Raw genomic sequence first — 17236 nt, 5'->3', positions numbered from 1 at the left:
CCGCTTGCCAGCGAAGGCGCTCTCACCGGCCCATCCCTCGTAGGAGCTGGCCGGGCGGCGCTCCGCTTGCCGGCGAAGGCGTCGGCCAGGTCGATACATGGCTCGCGGGCCTCTTCGCCGGCAAGCCGGCTCCTACAAGGGGGCGGGCTTGGCGTTTTCGATTCATGCGGCTACGGCCGTTCAACCTCCCCTTTTGCCCGAGGTTCCTGCAATGCCCGAATTCAATGCTCCGCTGCGCGATATGCGCTTTGTCCTGCATGAAGTGTTCAATGCGCCCAAGCTCTGGGCCCGTCTGCCGGCCCTGGCCGATACCGTGGACGGTGACACCGCCGACGCCATTCTCGAAGAAGCGGCCAAGGTCACCGGCAATCTGATCGCCCCGCTCAACCGCAGCGGCGACGAGGAAGGCGCCAGCTGGCACGCCGGGCAGGTACGCACCCCGGCCGGTTTCAAGGAGGCCTACAGCACCTATATCCAGGGCGGCTGGGTCGGCCTGAGCGGCAACCCGGCCTACGGCGGGATGGGCATGCCGAAGATGCTCGCGGTGCAGTTCGAAGAGATGCTCTACGCCGCCAATTCCAGCTTCGCCCTGTACTCGGCCCTGAGCTCCGGGGCCTGCCTGGCCATCGACGCCCACGCCAGCGAAACGCTCAAGCAGCTGTACCTGCCGCCGATGTACGAAGGCCGCTGGGCCGGCTCCATGTGCCTGACCGAGGCCCACGCCGGCACCGACCTGGGGATCATCCGCACCCGCGCCGAACCCCAGGCCGACGGCAGCTACAGGATAAGCGGCAGCAAGATCTTCATCACCGGCGGCGAGCAGGACCTGACCGAGAACATCATCCACCTGGTGCTGGCCAAGCTGCCGGACGCCCCGGCCGGGCCCAAGGGCATCTCGCTGTTCCTGGTGCCGAAGATCCATGTGGACGCCAACGGCAACCTCGGCGCGGCCAACGCGGTGAGCTGCGGCTCCATCGAACACAAGATGGGCATCAAGGCCTCGGCCACCTGCGTGCTGAACTTCGACGGCGCCAGCGGCTGGCTGATCGGCGAGGCCAACAAGGGCCTGGCGGCAATGTTCACCATGATGAACTACGAGCGCCTGTCCATCGGCATCCAGGGCATCGGCTGCGCCGAGAACTCCTACCAGAACGCCCGCACCTACGCCCGCGAACGCATCCAGAGCCGCTCCCCGGCCGGCCCGGTGGCCAAGGACAAGATCGCCGACCCGATCATCGTCCACCCCGATGTGCGGCGCATGCTGCTGAGCATGAAAGCCATGACCGAAGGCGGCCGGGCCTTTGCCAGCTACGTCGGCCAGCAGCTGGACCTGGCCAAGTTCGCCGACCAGCCCGTTGAGCGCCAAAACGCCGAGGCCCTGGTGGCGCTGCTGACCCCGGTGGCCAAGGCGTTCTTCACCGACACCGGCCTGGACAGCTGCGTGCTCGGCCAGCAGGTCTTCGGCGGTCACGGCTACATCCGCGAGTGGGGCCAGGAGCAATTGGTGCGGGATGTGCGCATCGCCCAGATCTACGAAGGCACCAATGGCATCCAGGCCCTGGACCTGTTGGGGCGCAAGGTGGTGGGCAATGGCGGTGTGGCCCTGCGCCTGTTCACCGGCGAGATCCGCGACTACGCCTACCTGCCCGGCGCCGCCTACGCCGCCGAGCTGCTGGATGCGGTGCAGCGCCTGGAAGACCTCAGCGACTGGCTGCGCGAACAGGCGGCGCACAACCCCCACGCGGTGGGCAGCGCCTGCGTCGAATACCTGCAGCTGTTCGGTTACGTGGCCTATGCCTATCTGTGGGCGCGCATGGCCCAGGTGGCCGAGCACAAGCGCTCCGAGGACGACGGTTTCTACGGCGCCAAGCTGGCCACCGCGCGCTTCTACTTCAGCCGCCTGCTGCCGCGCATCCTCAGCCTGGAGCAGAGCATCCGCGCCGGCAGTGACTCGCTGTTCGGCCTCGACGCCGAGCACTTCTGAGGGCCTGGGCAGGGCGCCCGCCGCCCTGCCCCGTGCCGGTAAAAAAACCGCGCCCGCAGGTGCAAAACCTCGGGCGCCGCTGCATACTCCGCGCACCCGAGCACCGCCCAAGGAAGAAACGTGTTGGCCCCCGCCCTGATCATCGCCAGCTCAGCCATCGTGCTGCTGCTCGGCACCTTGCACCTGATCTACACCTTCGCCAGCGACAAATTCCAGCCCCGTGATCCGGCCCTGGCCGAACGCATGCGCCAAGTGTCGCCGATGATCACCCGCCAGACCAGCCTGTGGCGGGCCTGGGTCGGCTTCAACGCCAGCCACAGCCTGGGCGCCATGCTGTTCGGCCTGGTCTATGGCTACCTCGCCTGGCTGCACCCGGTCCTGCTGCTGGAGGCCCGTGGCTTGTTGCTGATCGGCCTGGGGTTTCTTGCCAGCCTGTGGGTGCTGGCGATTCGTTACTGGTTCCGCATTCCCCTGGTGGGCATCAGCCTTGCCCTGGTGCTGTTCGCGGCTGCCTGCGGTTTGCTGTTGGTTTGAACCTGAGCCGCCCTCCCTCATCGTCCCTGTTACTCTCGAGTTCCTTCATGTCCCGCCTGTACACCCTCTGGTCCCGGCTCTACTACCCGCTGTGCTGGATCGCCGTCGCCGCGCCCCTGGCCAGCATGATCCATTGCAACCTGAACCTGATCGTGCCCCGGGAGGTCGGCGGCACCCTGTTCGGCGGCTCCATGGGCTTTGTGATGTACCTGGGCGGCTGGGCCCTCAGCGTCCTGGGCCTGGTGCTGGCGCTGCTGACCCGGGTGCCCGGCGCGCGCCTGGCCTTGATCGTCGCCGGGCTGGTGCAAGGGCTGCTGGGCCTGTGGTGGCGGATCAACTACCCGGATGATTTCGACGGCAATCTGATCTTCAGCATCCAGCCCCGGGAGCTGGACTATGTGATGGTCTTCGGCTTCGCCCTGGTCTACAGCGGCGTCTACTTGTTGCGTCAGCAGCGGCTCAAGCCGCGTCCACCCGCCACTGGCAATCTGCTCGCGCTGCGCACCCTGTGGGCCCTGTTGCTGGCGGCGACCTTCATGCTCCCACCGCTGCTGGCCATCACCCGCAAACCCCTGCCCTATTGCGCCTTCGACCGAGCCGGCAATCAGTTGAGCGTGTGCCTGGGTCCGGACACCCGAGTGATTGTCGACTGAGCGTCACCCCGGCTTCTTTCTACCTGTTCTCTACCTTGATGAGTGTGACCATGTCTCGCCTGTTTACCCTGTGGTTGTGGCTGTACCGCCCCCTGTGCTGGATCGTCGTCGCCATCCCGCTGTCGGTGATGCTGCTGTGCGACGTGCAAATGATGCAACCGCGGGATGTCAGCGGCACGCTGTTCGGCGGCGCCATGGGTTTTCAGCTGTACCTGTTTGCCTGGGTGCTGTGCCTGATCGGCCTGGCCCTGGCCCTGCTGACCCGGATGCCCGGTGCGCGTATGGCCTGGCTGATGGCCGGGCTGGTGCCGTTGCTGCTGGGGGTGTGGTGGCGGCTCACCTACCCGGACGATGAGGATGGCAGCCGTGCGTTCAGCCCGCAGGCCTGGGAGCTGGACTACATGATGGGCGTCGTCGGCGTGCTCTTCATCAGCGGCCTGTACCTGTACTGGCGCCGCCGCCTCGTCTCACGGCCCGCCGCCCACAGCGCCGATGTGCTGTTTCTGCAGACCCTGTGGGCGCTGGTACTGGCGGCGGCGTTCATCCTGCCGCCGCTGAGCTTCATCAAGCAGCAATCCCTGCCCCGCTGCCCGTTCAACAAGGCCGGGGAGCAATTGACCGTGTGCCTGAGCGATGATCCGAACGAGCCGGTGATTGTCGACTGACCCGGCGCTTGCAGCAGCCCGGACACAAAAAAGCCCCGAACCGATCGGGGCTTTTTTTCTGCCGGGCGCTATCGACGCTTGGTGGCCGGTGCTTCCCTGCGCAGCGGCAAGGTGGCAGCAAAGGCCAGGGCTTCTTCCCGGGTGCCGAAAGTGGCAAGCCGGTCACCCGGGGTGCAGACCTTCCAGGGGCCGTGGTTGACGCTCAATACCTGATAACCGTTGATCTGCAACTTGTTCAACAGTGGCGTACTCATGGACACCTCCTTTTTGTCAGCGTGCCTGGGGCTTGGCCGTTTTACCTTACACCCGCAGAACGATCCGGCGACGGCCGCATGTCGGCGCTCGGTCATTTCCTCAGGTTGGCCAGAGGGTCGTAGGCGCGCGAACGCTTGCGCTGATGCTCGGGTTCGGGCTGATCCAGGGGCGCCCTGGCCGGGCCCACCGGATCGACCTGGGGGTCGGCGAGGTCCGGCGAATCGGGGTCGAAACCCGGGTCATGGGGATTCGAGGCGTGCTCGGACGAGCGCGGCCCCGTGGGGTTCTTGGCAGCCATGGTCAGCTCCTGTGCTAGCCCGCAACAGGGCGGGTACAGCCTTTGGATTGCGATCTGCTCCGAGGGTGCCGGCAAACGGACCAATGGCCACCGGCAAATTGCATTGCGCTGCGCAGCGTCGCAGGATGACGCCCTGGCCCACAACCGCTCAAAAGGAGGTGTTGATGACAATTCGTGCCGTGGTTTTCGATTTTGGTGGCGTGCTGTTCGACTGGAGCCCGCACCACCTGTACCGCCAGCTGATCCCCGACGACGCCCGTCGCCAGTGGTTCCTCGACACCGTCTGCACCCAGGCCTGGAACACCCAGCAAGACGCCGGCCGGCCCCTGGCCGAAGCGACCCGCAGCCTGGTGGCCGAGCATCCCGAGCATGCGCCGCTGATCGAGGCCTATTACGGGCGCTGGCCGGAGATGCTCAAGGGACCGCTGGAGGAAGGCGTGGCCCTGCTGGAGGACCTGCACCAGGCGCAGATGCCGCTGTTCGGCTTGACCAACTGGTCGCAGGAAACCTTTCCCTATGCCTGGGAGAATTACCCGTTTTTACAGAAGTTTCGCGACATTGTGGTGTCGGGGCAGGAGCGGCAGATCAAGCCGGATGCCGAGATCTATCACACGGCCTTGGGGCGCATTCGTGCGCATTTGCCGGGGGTGGCGCCTGAGGAGTTGGTGTTCATTGATGATCATGCGCCGAACATCGTCGCGGCCAGAGCGTTGGGGTGGCGGGCGATTCATCATGTAGCCGCGGGGGAGACGCGGCGGCAGTTGGGGGAGTTGGGGGTGGTTTGAGTCCTGGGGCTTTTTTTTGGGGGGGGGGGACATATCCGGTGCTGCGGGTGTGGCGGCTGGCGGTTCCGCTCTTACAGCGGGTTTGGGTGCATATCCGTTCTTGCGGGTGCGGCCGCTGGCGGTTCCGCTTTTACAGCGGGGTTTGGGTACATATCCGTTCCTGCGGGTACGGCCGCTTACGGTTCCGCTCTTACAGCGGCTCACTTTTGAAGAGCGCAAAAGTAAGCAAAACGCTCTGCCCCTCCACTCGGTGCCTCGCCTAGGCTCGGCATGCCCGAACTCCGGCATTGATCCGTGGGCCGCCGCCACCGGCCATCCATGGCCGGGTGGCGGCTAACCCGGCGTCCTGCCGGGTTACCCACGGCTCAATGCCTGCGTTCGGCCATCGTGGTTAACGGGGCGTTCAGATCAAGATCAAAATCAAAAGCAAGATCAAAATCTGACGGCGGCCTACCGGCCGGCCTGTTTCATTGCCGTTCGCGTTAATGTAGCCGCTGCCGCAGGCTGCGAACGCTCTGGGCGGCACTCCGTCGCAGGAGACGCTAAACCTGCCTCCCCGATATTCCTGACATATCGCGTCGCCTGGTTTCGCAGCCTTCGGCAGCGGCTACAAAGAGCCGGCCTGCGCACCTTGGCTTTGGCTTTGGCTTTGGCTTTGGCTTTTGATCTTGATCTTGATCTTCCGGCCCCTTCCCAGCCGGCCGAGCGTAGGCGTTGCGTAGGGGGCAGCTCGGCATGGATGCCGAGCTAGCCGCCACCCGGCCATGGATGGCCGGTTGGCGGCGGGCCCCCGGAGCAATGCCGGAGAGAGGGAACCCCGAGCCCCAGCGAGGGGCCCATGGAGGGGCAAGTGAACGGGACAACCACATAGGTAACAGAAAAGTTCAGGCACATCGGTAACACCCAATCAGGCCTGCACTGCCGTATTGAGCCTGATGTAACCATCCTTGGCGTCTTTCAGATCAAAGCGGCCCAGCTTGATTGGACCAAATATGACCTCCCAAACTCCCTCGCTAATGCGTTCCAAGCCAACAGTTTCGCGCTTGAGAACATTGCCGACATAGATCCTGAGACGACCTCTGTTGACCACACCACAAGAGTCAACAACATAGGCTTCTATATGACTCGGGTATCTCATTACGGGTAACCGAGCCGGATAAGTACGCTGCGAACTGCAATAACAAGAAGCCGGTGTTTTCTGTCCAAGTGCTTCATGCAGCCGTTCATGATTGTAGTGCTGCATGAACAGATCAAAGTGTTTTTGCTGAGCGCCCCATTCGATTTCCGGAGGGCTGGCCAGAGTACTTTTCAGTGTGCGATGCATCCGTTCATGGCGACCATTTTGCTCGGGACGACCCGGCTGGATTCGTTCGGGAATAATGCCCAAACGTAGCCACCAGATAGACAACAACGACAACCCAGCACGCCCTGCACTGGCAAAAGGAACTCCATTGTCAGTACGTATCCGCTCAGGCATCCCATAGGTTCTAAACAATCGCTCAAAGGCAGTCTTGGCGTCTTTGAAGTTGGTGCTGGGCATGCTCTCGCAGGCCAATAAGAAACGGCTCGCATGGTCCATAACCGTCAACGGGTAACACCAAACACCTCCTCCCGTCAGGTACTGCCCCTTGTAGTCAGCACTCCATAACTGATTGGGAACATCTGCTTTTTTCAAAGGACTTGGATAAATCGCAACACGCTGACGCAGCCGCCTAGGCGTCACCAGGCCTGCTTGTTTGAGGATGTTGTAGATACTGGTTTTAGAGGGCGGTTCCTGTCCTGGAAAACGTTCGGCCAAAGAAGCCTGGATCTTCTTGGGCCCCGGCGTTGTAGGACCTTTTGAGCGCAACTCGATAATCGCGGCCTTGATTTCAAAGGGAATGAGATGCGCCTGACAATGTCGACTTCGACTCTTCTCATCCAGGCCACGCACACCGTCTGCGTTGTAACGGGCTACCCATTTGTAACCCGTTTTTCGGCTGATGCTGTGTGCCGCACACAGCTCGCTGAAGTTAAAGCGTCCCAATAAATAGTCCGCAATGAACATCACTTTAAGGTCCATAGGGTTCAGCTCTCGCCACGGCATGGTCAGATCCTCGGAATCGACCCTGCCAGTTAAAAACTGTTACCTATGTGCTTGAACTGGTTTGTTACCTATGTGGGTGAGTCATACCCAAGCGTTTTTTGGTTCCTTTTTTTGGCGTTTGAAAAAAAGGGACTCGCCGTAAGGGCGAAACCCTAAGCGGCCGTTACCGCAGGAATGGATATGTACCCCACCCCCCGCTGTAAAAGCGAAACCACCAGCGGCCACACCCGCAGAAATAGATACGTACCCCAAACCCGCTATAAAAACGCCCCCAAACCGCCCCCCCTGCAACACCTACTCCCCCCCCCTGCCACGAAAAAAAACACCCCCTCTATCGCCATCCGCAATCACCCCCACCCCTCCATATCGCCCCGTGGAATACCCCAAAAATCCCCCCCCTTACCCCCGTGAATCCACCTGTCGGAAACCCACAAAATCAATGTGCCATTACCCAGCCAATTCCCCCCGCGCTGCTTAACTGCAAAAGCTGCCAAGTACCGCAGCCCCCCCTAACCCCCAAGGAAGGCACACACCATGAGCCCCACCTCGCAACACACGGTTGTCCCCTACGGAGTCGCGATCCAGTCGGCCATCGCCGAAGGCCAGCTACCCCAGATGAAAGCCCTGCTGGCCAAGCGCGATCCGAAGCACGACGAACCCAAGGATCTGAAAGCCGCCTACGAAAAACTGGCCAAGGAAGTCGCCCGCCTGGAACAGCACTAATCGCTGTTTCCCCGTCATTGAATGGAGGCAAAGCAAATGTCTGGTTCTATCTCCCAAGAAGGCCTGTTCCCCCTGAGCTACCGCATCGGCACCTCGCAACCCGGGGCCCCGACCCTGATTCTCAATCTGCTGGTCTACACCCCCGAGCACAGCGTGCGCGGCACTTCGTCCATCACTCAAGCGGTCAATCCGCCCCTGGACCTGCACAGCGATGTCTGGGGTCAGTACACCTACCTGACGGTCATGCCACCGAGCTCCAGCAAGATCCTCATCACCGCCCAGGGCAATCAGGGCGGACCCGGTTCCAACTCCATCATCAACTTCAAGCTGCACCTGGTGGTCAGCGATGACTGGAAGGAAGGCGTGGCCAACTACCAGTACTACAACGGACACAGCTGGGTAACGGTCAATCAGGTCCCCGCCCATCTGCAGGAACCCGTGCAGTCGAGCACCCTCTCGGCCCCCCACCATGGCCAGCCCAACCGTCCGCTGCCGCCGATCTCGGCGCTGTACGCGGCACCGATCCACGGCGCCATCGCCAGCGGCGACCTGTCGCAGATGAAGAGCCTGCACAAGGTGGCCACCCAGCAACTGGAGCAGCTGCCGTTGATCCGCACGGCGCTGGAGGCGGCCAAGGCCGAGATCAGCAAGCACGAGCGGCGCTGACTGGCGACCGTCCAGCGAACCTGATGTCTTCCACAAGATAAGGAGTTGCAGCATGACAATCGGACTGTTCCATACCCGCCTCATCGTCGCCAACCCTGTGATCGGAGGGCCGGTGCTGACCCTCGATCTGCTGGTCAACACGCCGCAGAAGAAAGTCAGCGGCGTGGCCCGGGTGACTCAGAGCACCTCGCCACCGATGCACTTCCTCGCGGATGTCTGGGGCGACTATTCCCAGGTCAAACTGGACCCCTCCAGTGAAGGCCATATCATCCTCAACCTGACCGGCAACCCCAGCGGCCCCACCAGCCAGATTGCCGAAACCTTCCATCTGCAGGGCATTCTCGGCCTTGACTGGGCCAGCGGTTTCGCCAGCTATCGCTACCAGTACCAGGGCCATTGGCATGTGGTTCAGCATGCCGCCGTGAGCCAGGCGCCGGTGGATCAAGCGGCCAACGCCGATCTGGCGCCCAAGGACGATCAACGGCATCTGTATCCGCAGCCGCTGTATGCCGTGGCGCTGCAACAGGCCCAGAGCAGCGGCGATCTGACGCGGCTCAAGGCGCTGGTGGCTCAGGGCGAGCAGCAACTGGCCAACAGTGACAACCTGAGCCAGGCGGTGCAGCAGTTACAGGCGGAAATCAGCCGCCTGGAACGTCGCTGAGTCCAGGCACCCGGGGCCGGCCGACAAAGGTCGGCCCCAGGGTTGCGGTAAACCGATCGCGCCATTGCCGCACAAGGAAGGCGCGCCTATTTCGATGGGTTGGTGCCGCGCACCGCTGGGTGCGCAAGGATCTTTCATGTCAGACAGTCTCCCCGCCCGCTACCTCAGCGAAACCGACCTCAAGCGCTATGTGCCGGTGCACGTGGTCTGGGAAATCACCCTCGCCTGCGACCTCAAGTGCCTGCATTGCGGCTCCCGGGCCGGGCATCGGCGCCCCGGCGAATTGAACACTCAGGAATGCCTGTCGGTGATCGACTCCATCGCCGCCCTGGGCACTCGGGAGGTCACCCTGATCGGCGGCGAAGCCTATTTGCGCAAGGACTGGACGCGGCTGATCCAGGCCATCCACGACCACGGCATGTACGTGGCGATCCAGACCGGCGGACGCAACCTGACCCCCGCCAAGATGCAGGCCGCGGTGGACGCCGGGCTCAATGGCGTCGGCGTGTCCCTGGACGGCCTGGCGCCGCTGCACGACGCGGTGCGCAATGTGCCCGGCTCGTTCGACAAGGCCCTGGACACCCTGCGCCGGGCCAAGCAGGCCGGGCTCAAGGTCAGCGTCAACACCCAGATCGGCGCCGCCACCCTGCCCGACCTGCCGGCCCTGATGGAGCTGATCATCGACGCCGGTGCCAGCCACTGGCAGATCCAACTGACGGTGGCCATGGGCAACGCCGTGGATCACCCCGAGCTGCTGTTGCAACCCTATCAACTGCTGGAAGTGATGCCGCTGCTGGCCCGCTTGTATCGCGAAGGCGAAGAGCGCGGCTTGCTGATGAATGTGGGCAACAACATCGGCTACTACGGCCCCTACGAACACATGTGGCGCGGTTTTGGCGACGACCGCGTGCACTGGAGCGGCTGCGCCGCCGGGCAGACAGTGCTGGCCCTGGAAGCCGACGGCACGGTCAAGGGCTGTCCGTCCCTGGCCACCGTCGGATTCTCCGGCGGCAATGTGCGCAGCATGAGCCTGCACGACATCTGGCACTACAGCGAAGGCATGCACTTCGGCCGCCTGCGCTCGGTGGACGATCTGTGGGGCTACTGCCGCACCTGCTACTACAACGACGTGTGCCGCGGTGGCTGCACCTGGACCTCGCATTCGCTGCTGGGCAAGCCGGGGAACAACCCCTACTGCCATTACCGAACCCTGGACCTGCAGAAAAAAGGCCTGCGCGAGCGCATCGTCAAACTCGAAGACGCCGGCCCCGCCTCTTTTTCGGTGGGCCGCTTCGACCTGATCACCGAGCGCATCGACACCGGCGAGGCGGTCTCCAGCGTCAGCGACAGCGGCCAGGTGATCAAGCTGGCCTGGGCCAACCAGGGCCACGCCTCCCCCGAAGAAGGCCGCATCCCGCCGCGCCTGGCCCTGTGCCGCAGTTGCCTGGAGTACATCCACGCCCATGAAAGCACCTGCCCCCACTGCCACGCCGATGTCGCCGCAGCCGAGGCCCGGCACCAGCAAGACCGCCTGCGCCAGCAGGCGCTGATCAACACCCTGCACCAGTTGCTGGGCATGCCCCAGGAGCAACCGCGCCTGTAACCTGTGCCAGCCGCCACCGCGCCAACCCCAGGCGCGGCGGCGGTCATGGCGGCTCTGGCAAGCAGGGAACAGCCATCCAAAAAAACTCCGGGCAAGGCCGGTAACGGCTTTGCCATGGCAGTTCGTCCACAGGCCCGAGCGCCTGCGCGCCGGCGGTGCAAGTTTTTGCGCACTTCATCAAACAGCAGTCGCCACCCTGTACTAGGATACGAGGCGACCCTTTGTCGGTCAGCGCAAACAGGAGGTAAATCACGCGCGACCCAAACTCGTTGTTATAAGGCAGTCCTTCCACACCTTCACATTCATGGATGAAATGATGAACTCACAAGTACTGTTTCCACATATTGGCAAGGTCATCGCCAGCACCGGCAGCCGCAGTTTCCCGCGCATGCTGCATGACCTGATACTCACCCAACTGGCTGTGGACGCCACTCACATCACCCAACTGCGCACGGCCCCGGAACCAGCCGCTGGCAGAACCGGCAATACCCTGATGCAGAGCCGTCACCCGCTGTACAGCGATCTGCACGCCAGCAATGACCCGCTGCTGCACACAGGCTTTCCCGAGCAGCCCGACGAGCCCTGCGGCAGCCCGCCGCTGCTGCGGCACCGGGGCAACGCGAACCCGGCGCAACTGCACCTGACCGGTCGCAAGGATTCGTACCACTTCGTGCTGTCGGTGTACCGCAGCAGCCAGGAGCAGAGCTTTTCCCCCCAGGAACGCCTGCTGCTGGAGGACATCTCGCCGCTGCTGCTGCCCATGGTGGAAAACCACATCAGCGCGCTGCAGCCGCGCGGCGACTCTGCCGAGCAGGACCGCGCCGCCATCGAGGGCCTGGCGACCGTGCGCCTGCGCTTTGCCGAGCGCCTGGAGCAGTCCGGGCTGCGCCTGTCCAACCGCGAGCTGGAAGTCTGTGTCGGGCTGCTGGCCGGGCGCACCGCACCGCAGTTGGCCGAGCAGCTCAAGCTCAAGGTCAATACCGTCGAAAGCTACTTGAAGCGCGCCGCCATCAAGCTCGGCATCAGTGGTCGCCACTCCCTGCTGCGCTGGATGTACTCGCCCCAGGCACAGGCGCCAGGCACCCGCGATGACGCGCCGGCCTGATCCGCCATTGGCCTTGATCCCGTAACCCCGCCCCCGCCGGCCCCTGTGCCGGCGGTTCTGTCTGTGGGCCGCTCAATCCCGGGCCAGGGCCTCGATCGGGTCCAGCCGGGCGGCGTTGCGCGCCGGAACGAAGCCGAAGACGATGCCGATCAGGGTCGAACAGGCGAACGCGGTGACGATCGAGCCCATGGAAAACACCATCTCCCACTCCTTGATGAACAGGGTGAACAGGTAGCCGATGGCAAACGACAGGGCGATGCCGATGGCCCCGCCAATCAGGCAGACCATCACCGCCTCCACCAGGAACTGCTGGCGGATGTCCGACTGCCGCGCCCCCACCGCCATGCGAATGCCGATCTCCCGGGTACGTTCGGTGACCGACACCAGCATGATGTTCATCACCCCGATGCCGCCGACCACCAGGGAAATCACCGCGATCAGCGACAACAGCAAGGCCAGGGAGCGGCTGGTGCGCTGCACCGTCTGCATGATGCTGTCGAGGTTGTTGGTGAAGAAGTCCTTGGTGCCGTGGCGCTGCTCCATGAGCTTCTTCACATGCTCCTCCACCACTTTGCTCGGCTGGCCGTCCTTGATCTTCACGCTGATGCTGTCCAGGTGGCGCTGGCCCAGTACCCGCCCCGCCGCCGTCTCGTAAGGCAGCCAGACGTTGAGCAGGTTGCTGGCGGCGAACATGTTCTTGTTCTCGGCCGTGACCCCGATCACCGTGCACGGCAGGTTGCCCACCAGGATCACCTGCCCCAGGGGGTCCACATCAGGACCGAACAGGCGGTTGCGCGTGTTGTGGTCGATCACCACCACCTGGGCCTGGCGCCGGGCATCGTTCTCGCTGAAGGCGATGCCCGCCGCCAGCTTGAGGTCGCGAACCTTGAAGTACAGATGGCTGACGCCGTTGACCGTGGCATTGAGGTCGATATTGCCGTAGCGCAGCAACAGGCTGCGGCCCACCATCGGCGTGGCGCTGTCGACGTAGTACAGCTGGTTCAGGGCCGTCACGTCGGCGGGCATCAGGGTCTGGATCGCCGCTGCCCGGCTGTCGCCGAAACTGGCCCCGGGGAAGATGTCGATGGTGTTGCTGCCGATGGCCTGGATGTCCTTGAGCACGTAGCGCTTGGCACCCTCGCCGATGGCCACGATGGACACCACCGAGGTGATGCCGATGACGATCCCGAGCATGGTCAGCAAAGTGCGCATGCGGTGCGAGACCAGCGCCACCCAAGCCATGACGAAGGCTTCCTTGAACAGCCCGAGGCTGGCCACCAGGCGTCGCGCTCCGCCCGGCCGGGTGCTCACCGGCGCCTGCGCCGGCTCCTCGTCCACCCCGCGCGCATTGACCCGGTCGCTGACGATCTCGCCGTCGCGCACTTCGATGATGCGCTCGGCGTTGGCCGCCACCTGAGGGTCGTGGGTGACGATGATCACCGTATGCCCCAAGGCATGCAGTTCCTGGAGAATGCCCATCACTTCCTTGCCGCTGTGGCTGTCCAGGGCCCCGGTGGGTTCGTCGGCGAGGATCACTTCGCCGCCGTTCATCAGCGCCCGGGCGATGCTCACCCGCTGTTGCTGGCCGCCGGACAACTGGTTGGGCCGGTTCGCCAGGTGCCCGGACAGCCCCAGGCGCGCCAGCAGCTCCCGGGCCCGGCCATGGCGCTTGACTTGCGGGGTGCCGGCGTAGATCGCCGGCATCTCGACGTTGTGCAGGGCACTCAAGTGCGGCAGCAAGTGATAACGCTGGAAGATGAAACCGAAATAGTCCCGGCGCAGCTCCGCCAGGGCCTGATCGTCCAGGTCGCGGGTTTCCTGGCCGTTGACCTTGTAGCTGCCGGCCGTGGCGTAGTCGAGGCAACCGAGGAGGTTCATCAGGGTCGACTTGCCTGAGCCCGAGGCCCCGGTGATCGCCACCATTTCCCCGGCCTGGATGCTCAGGTCGATGTGTTTCAGGGCCAGGAACTCCCGCTCCCCGGCGGTGAAGCTGCGGCTGATGCCCTTGAGCTCCAACAATGGCTGGGTCATGGTCAGGCCCCTGCCGTGCCGGGCAGCGGATCACCGATCACCACCTGATCGCCCTCCGCCAGGCCGTCCTTGATCTGCACCTTGACGTTGTTGTTGATCCCGGTGCTGACGTTGCGCGCCTGGGCATGGCCCTTGGCGTCCAGCACCCGCACCGCGAAGCTGCCGTCGGCGTTGCGCGGACCCAGGGCGGCCACCGGCACCATCAGCACATCCTTGGCGGTGTCGAGGACGATGCGCACCTGGGCGGTCATGGAGATGCGCAGCCGGTGGTCCGGGTTGGGCACGTCGAACAGGGCGTTGTAGAACACCGCGGTGTTCTGCTTGGGGGTGCCGGCGGTCTGGGTTTCGAGGAAGTTCTGCGGTGCCGGCTCAGTGCCCCGCAGCTTGGCGTAATAGCGCCTGTCGGCCTCGCCGAGGATGGTGAAGTACACCTGCTGGCCGGGAGCGATATGGATCACGTCGGCCTCCGAGACCTGGGCCTTGACGGTCATGGTGTCCAGGTCCGCGAGTTTCAGCAGCACCGGCGCCAGCTGGTTGGCGATCACCGTCTGGCCTTCCTGGGTCACCACCCCCACCACATCGCCGTCAATCGGCGCGACGATGCGGGTGTAGGCCAGGTTGACCTTGGCGGTGTCGATCTGGATATGCGCGCTCTTGATCTGCGCGTCCAGGGACAGCAGGTTGGCGCGCTGCACCTCGTAGTTGGACTCGGCGGTCTCGAAGTCCTGCTGGGAAATCGACGCGTCCGACTGCAGGTCGCGGTAGCGCTCGTAGATGGCCTTGGTTTCCTTGAGCTGAGCCGCGGTGGCACGGCGCTTGGCTTGCAGGTTTTCCTCGTCCACCTGGGCCTGGCGCAGGGTATTGCGCAGCACCAGGGGATCGATTTCCGCCAGCCACTGGCCCTTCTTCACCTTGTCCCCGACCTTGACCTTGAGCGACTTCAACTGCCCGGAAACCTGGGCCCCGACGTCCACCTGCTTGATGCCCTCCAGCAGGCCCGAGGCCAGGACCGCGTTCTCGATGTCTCCCCGCTCGACCCGGGCGGTCAGGTACTGCGGCGGCTCTGCCGGCGCCCGCACCGTATAGAAAATCAATCCAGCCACAACCACCAGCAACAGCCCCATACCGATTTTGCGAAACTTCGACTTTTCCATAGATGACCACAAGTGCGTTGAGGGCGGGCTCCACCGGCCAGCGGCGAGCCCCCTTACAGAACACCGTGCTGCCGTAGTGAGCGGTGTTCCAGATGAATGAAAGGCTGTCAGCCAGCGGCGGGCACCCGGCCCGCCGCCGCATCCAGGCTCATGACACAGCCTCCCCCTGGGGCAGCGCCAGCCCGTCACGCCACCAGGCCGCCAGATGCTGGACGTGGGGTGCCTTGAGCAGGCTGAAGTGGTTGCCCGGCCCCTGCCACAGCCCCAGCTCCGTCACCTGCCCACGCCAGCCCTGGACCATCGCCTCCTGCTCGCGCAGGTTGCCGGCGGCGTCCAGGCGCGGATCGTCCGCCAGCACCAGGCGCACCGGTCCCCGGTAAGGGCGTTGCGGCTGGTAGCGGGTACGCAGGGCACTGGCGAAGGTTCGCGCCGGCCCCTGCATCGCCCGAGGATCGGCACGCTGGGACAGCAAGCCGACCCGGACCATGCCGGCATGCAGCAGGTGCATCTGCATGGCGTCGTCCTCGGCGGCAAACAGCTGCGGATCGATGCCCAGGCTCTGGCCGCACGCCAGTTGCATGGACTCGATCAGCCGCAACAGCGCGGCCGTGCTGGTGTAGGGCCGCCCCACCACGCCGTGGCCGCCCGGGGCCTCGCTGTCGATCAGGGTCAGGGACGCCACTTCGCGCCCCGCGGCCTGCAGGGCCCCGGCCATTTCGAAGGTAACCCAGCCGCCGAAGGAGTGGCCGATCACGTGCAACGGCCCGTGGGGGTACTCCTGCTCGATGGCTTGCAGGTAGTAGCGCGCCGCCGCTTCCACCCGGGTGTGGGGCACGCCCTGGCCATCCAGGCCCCGGGCCTGCAGGCCGAAGATCGGCCAGTCCGGCCCCAGGGCTTCGGTCAGGCCGATAAAGCCGGTAACGCTGTCGCCGGCCCCCGGCACACAGAAGATCGGCGTCTGCCCGCAGCGCCCGCTCTGAATCCGCAGCAAGGGCTGGTGGGGCGTTGCTCCGGTGCTGGCAGCGACCCCGGCCTGCTTGATGGCCTGGCTCATGGCCTGGCCCAGTTCATGGATATGCGGCGCCTTCATCATGCTCAGGTGATCCCCGGGCACGCTGATGCAGTGCAAGTATGGCCCCGGCAGCACCTCGCCCCAGCCCAGGGTCGGGCTGCGCCGGGACAATGCGCTGGGCCGCTGGGCGGCGCAGAACAGGTGCACCGGCACACTGATCGGGTGCAGGCGGTAATGGGCCAGTGCATGGCCGTGAGCCACCTCACGGTCCAGGTAATGCCCCAGCGCCTCGGGCGCCGCGCTTGCCAGTTGCTCGAACAGCAGGCCCTGTTCCCGGCAGCGTTGCAGCAGCTCGGGGAAGTCCAGGCGGTCCAGGGCCTGGCGCAGCTGTTCGACGAGCGCCAGCGGTTGCACGCCCGCCGGGCCCTGGGCGCTCCAGTAGGCGCTGCACTGCAACAGCAGGTGCTGCTTGCGGGGATCGCTTGCGGACCAGCGCGCCTTGCCCTGGTCGGTCAGGCGCGGCACGTAGCTGTCGATCAAGCCGAGGAACGCCACCTGCTGATCCTGCCCCAGCAACTGCTGGGCGATCTCATAGGCCAGCACCCCACCGAAGGACCAGCCCGCCAGGCGATACGGCCCTTCGGGCTGGACCCGGCGCATGACCTCCAGCAAGCGGGTGGCCAGGCACTCCAGGGTGCGCAACTGCGGCTGGCCGAGGGCCACGCCCGGCAGGCCATAGATGGGGAAATCCCCTTCCAGGTGCTGCCCCAGCGCCGGGAAGTAGGCATCCAGGCCGGTGAACTCGTGTACCAGGAACAGCGCCGGGCCACTGCCGCTGCGCACCGTGACCCACTCGGGGGCCTGTTGCGGGGTCGCCGGGCGCGCCTCCAGCAAACGCGCCATGGCGGCCACGCTGGGGTGCTGGAACAACTGCGCCAGGCTCACGTCGAGCCCGGCCTGTTGCAGGCGGTTGACCAACTGGATCGCCAGCAGCGAATGCCCGCCGTGTTCGAAGAAATGC

The 17236-nt window shown here is 64.6% G+C and carries 16 protein-coding genes (1 of these 16 only partly in view); 10 read left to right on the top strand and 6 right to left on the bottom strand.

The genetic code is table 11. The features are described 5' to 3' along the window. The first annotated feature begins 211 nt into the window (after positions 1-211). The 4 genes from WIN67_RS11250 to WIN67_RS11235 all read left to right on the top strand — a co-directional run bounded on the left by WIN67_RS11250 (position 212) and on the right by WIN67_RS11235 (position 3836). Positions 212-1984: an acyl-CoA dehydrogenase C-terminal domain-containing protein gene (locus WIN67_RS11250; protein WP_123392682.1), complete on the top strand. Its 1773-nt coding sequence runs from the start codon at positions 212-214 to the stop codon at positions 1982-1984. Positions 1985-2104: 120 nt separating this feature from the next. Beyond that, positions 2105-2518, top strand: coding sequence for an LIC_13387 family protein (locus WIN67_RS11245; RefSeq protein WP_102880263.1), 414 nt, complete (start codon positions 2105-2107; stop codon positions 2516-2518). Between the two features lie 47 nt (positions 2519-2565). Next, positions 2566-3171: a hypothetical protein gene (locus tag WIN67_RS11240; protein ID WP_267269717.1), complete on the top strand. Its 606-nt coding sequence runs from the start codon at positions 2566-2568 to the stop codon at positions 3169-3171. 50 nt (positions 3172-3221) lie between these two features. Continuing rightward, a complete protein-coding gene (locus WIN67_RS11235) occupies positions 3222-3836 on the top strand; it encodes a hypothetical protein (RefSeq protein ID WP_339071235.1) in 615 nt (204 codons plus the stop codon). A 68-nt stretch (positions 3837-3904) separates the two neighbouring features. On the opposite strand, the gene WIN67_RS11230 is transcribed toward WIN67_RS11235, so the two are convergent. Together WIN67_RS11230 and WIN67_RS11225 are read right to left on the bottom strand one after the other, a co-directional pair. After that, the gene (locus WIN67_RS11230) at positions 3905-4090 is read right to left on the bottom strand and encodes a DUF2188 domain-containing protein (RefSeq protein WP_339071234.1); all 186 of its coding nucleotides are present in this window, start codon (positions 4088-4090) and stop codon (positions 3905-3907) included. Between the two features lie 92 nt (positions 4091-4182). Next, positions 4183-4389 (bottom strand): DUF6021 family protein, encoded by a 207-nt coding sequence (locus tag WIN67_RS11225; RefSeq protein WP_102880259.1) that lies wholly within the window; start codon positions 4387-4389, stop codon positions 4183-4185. A 164-nt stretch (positions 4390-4553) separates the two neighbouring features. On the opposite strand from WIN67_RS11225, the gene WIN67_RS11220 reads away from it, so the two are divergent. Then, on the top strand, positions 4554-5174 hold the full coding sequence (locus tag WIN67_RS11220) for an HAD family phosphatase (protein WP_339071233.1): 621 nt from the start codon (positions 4554-4556) through the stop codon (positions 5172-5174). A 907-nt stretch (positions 5175-6081) separates the two neighbouring features. On the opposite strand, the gene WIN67_RS11215 is transcribed toward WIN67_RS11220, so the two are convergent. Next, entirely contained in the window at positions 6082-7260 is a 1179-nt protein-coding gene (locus WIN67_RS11215) for an IS481 family transposase (RefSeq protein ID WP_339069461.1), read from the bottom strand. Between the two features lie 534 nt (positions 7261-7794). On the opposite strand from WIN67_RS11215, the gene WIN67_RS11210 reads away from it, so the two are divergent. The 5 genes from WIN67_RS11210 (at position 7795) to WIN67_RS11190 (ending at position 12018) form a co-directional block, all read left to right on the top strand. After that, a complete protein-coding gene (locus WIN67_RS11210; RefSeq protein ID WP_102863589.1) occupies positions 7795-7983 on the top strand; it encodes a DUF1843 domain-containing protein in 189 nt (62 codons plus the stop codon). Between the two features lie 36 nt (positions 7984-8019). Next, on the top strand, positions 8020-8649 hold the full coding sequence (locus tag WIN67_RS11205) for a DUF1842 domain-containing protein (RefSeq protein ID WP_102882411.1): 630 nt from the start codon (positions 8020-8022) through the stop codon (positions 8647-8649). 52 nt (positions 8650-8701) lie between these two features. Then, a complete protein-coding gene (locus WIN67_RS11200; RefSeq protein WP_102863591.1) occupies positions 8702-9310 on the top strand; it encodes a DUF1842 domain-containing protein in 609 nt (202 codons plus the stop codon). A 136-nt stretch (positions 9311-9446) separates the two neighbouring features. Continuing rightward, positions 9447-10913: a GDL motif peptide-associated radical SAM/SPASM maturase gene (locus WIN67_RS11195; protein WP_102863592.1), complete on the top strand. Its 1467-nt coding sequence runs from the start codon at positions 9447-9449 to the stop codon at positions 10911-10913. Positions 10914-11229: 316 nt separating this feature from the next. Beyond that, positions 11230-12018, top strand: a complete 789-nt coding sequence (locus WIN67_RS11190; protein ID WP_339071232.1) for a helix-turn-helix transcriptional regulator — start codon at positions 11230-11232, stop codon at positions 12016-12018. A 72-nt stretch (positions 12019-12090) separates the two neighbouring features. Here the strand turns inward: WIN67_RS11190 and WIN67_RS11185 are convergent, their stop codons facing one another. The 3 genes from WIN67_RS11185 to WIN67_RS11175 form a co-directional block, all read right to left on the bottom strand. Continuing rightward, positions 12091-14049 carry a MacB family efflux pump subunit gene (locus tag WIN67_RS11185; RefSeq protein ID WP_273924183.1) on the bottom strand — a complete coding sequence of 653 codons (1959 nt, stop codon included), beginning with the start codon at positions 14047-14049 and terminating at the stop codon, positions 12091-12093. Between the two features lie 2 nt (positions 14050-14051). Further along, entirely contained in the window at positions 14052-15203 is a 1152-nt protein-coding gene (gene macA / locus WIN67_RS11180; protein ID WP_102882415.1) for a macrolide transporter subunit MacA, read from the bottom strand. A gap of 148 nt (positions 15204-15351) precedes the next feature. Beyond that, positions 15352-17236: the 3' portion of an amino acid adenylation domain-containing protein gene (locus tag WIN67_RS11175; RefSeq protein WP_339071231.1), read on the bottom strand. Its footprint extends 12839 nt past the window's final position; 1885 of the gene's 14724 nt are visible here — the last part of the coding sequence; its start codon lies beyond the right edge, outside the window; it ends in the stop codon at positions 15352-15354.

The sequence above is a fragment of the Pseudomonas idahonensis genome (genome assembly GCF_037903935.1).
GTDB lineage: Bacteria > Pseudomonadota > Gammaproteobacteria > Pseudomonadales > Pseudomonadaceae > Aquipseudomonas > Aquipseudomonas danubii.
The sequence above is the reverse complement of the archived record's forward strand: the minus strand, read 5'-3'. Positions and strand labels throughout refer to the sequence as shown.

Coding starts and splice junctions, on each gene's coding strand:
- WIN67_RS11250 (WP_123392682.1), top strand. CDS start 212: ATGCCCGAATTCAATGCTCCGCTGCGCGATATGCGCTTTGTCCTGCAT.
- WIN67_RS11240 (WP_267269717.1), top strand. CDS start 2,566: ATGTCCCGCCTGTACACCCTCTGGTCCCGGCTCTACTACCCGCTGTGC.
- WIN67_RS11235 (WP_339071235.1), top strand. CDS start 3,222: ATGTCTCGCCTGTTTACCCTGTGGTTGTGGCTGTACCGCCCCCTGTGC.
- WIN67_RS11230 (WP_339071234.1), bottom strand. CDS start 4,090: ATGAGTACGCCACTGTTGAACAAGTTGCAGATCAACGGTTATCAGGTA.
- WIN67_RS11225 (WP_102880259.1), bottom strand. CDS start 4,389: ATGGCTGCCAAGAACCCCACGGGGCCGCGCTCGTCCGAGCACGCCTCG.
- WIN67_RS11220 (WP_339071233.1), top strand. CDS start 4,554: ATGACAATTCGTGCCGTGGTTTTCGATTTTGGTGGCGTGCTGTTCGAC.
- WIN67_RS11215 (WP_339069461.1), bottom strand. CDS start 7,260: ATGCCGTGGCGAGAGCTGAACCCTATGGACCTTAAAGTGATGTTCATT.
- WIN67_RS11210 (WP_102863589.1), top strand. CDS start 7,795: ATGAGCCCCACCTCGCAACACACGGTTGTCCCCTACGGAGTCGCGATC.
- WIN67_RS11205 (WP_102882411.1), top strand. CDS start 8,020: ATGTCTGGTTCTATCTCCCAAGAAGGCCTGTTCCCCCTGAGCTACCGC.
- WIN67_RS11200 (WP_102863591.1), top strand. CDS start 8,702: ATGACAATCGGACTGTTCCATACCCGCCTCATCGTCGCCAACCCTGTG.
- WIN67_RS11195 (WP_102863592.1), top strand. CDS start 9,447: ATGTCAGACAGTCTCCCCGCCCGCTACCTCAGCGAAACCGACCTCAAG.
- WIN67_RS11190 (WP_339071232.1), top strand. CDS start 11,230: ATGAACTCACAAGTACTGTTTCCACATATTGGCAAGGTCATCGCCAGC.
- WIN67_RS11185 (WP_273924183.1), bottom strand. CDS start 14,049: ATGACCCAGCCATTGTTGGAGCTCAAGGGCATCAGCCGCAGCTTCACC.
- macA (WP_102882415.1), bottom strand. CDS start 15,203: ATGGAAAAGTCGAAGTTTCGCAAAATCGGTATGGGGCTGTTGCTGGTG.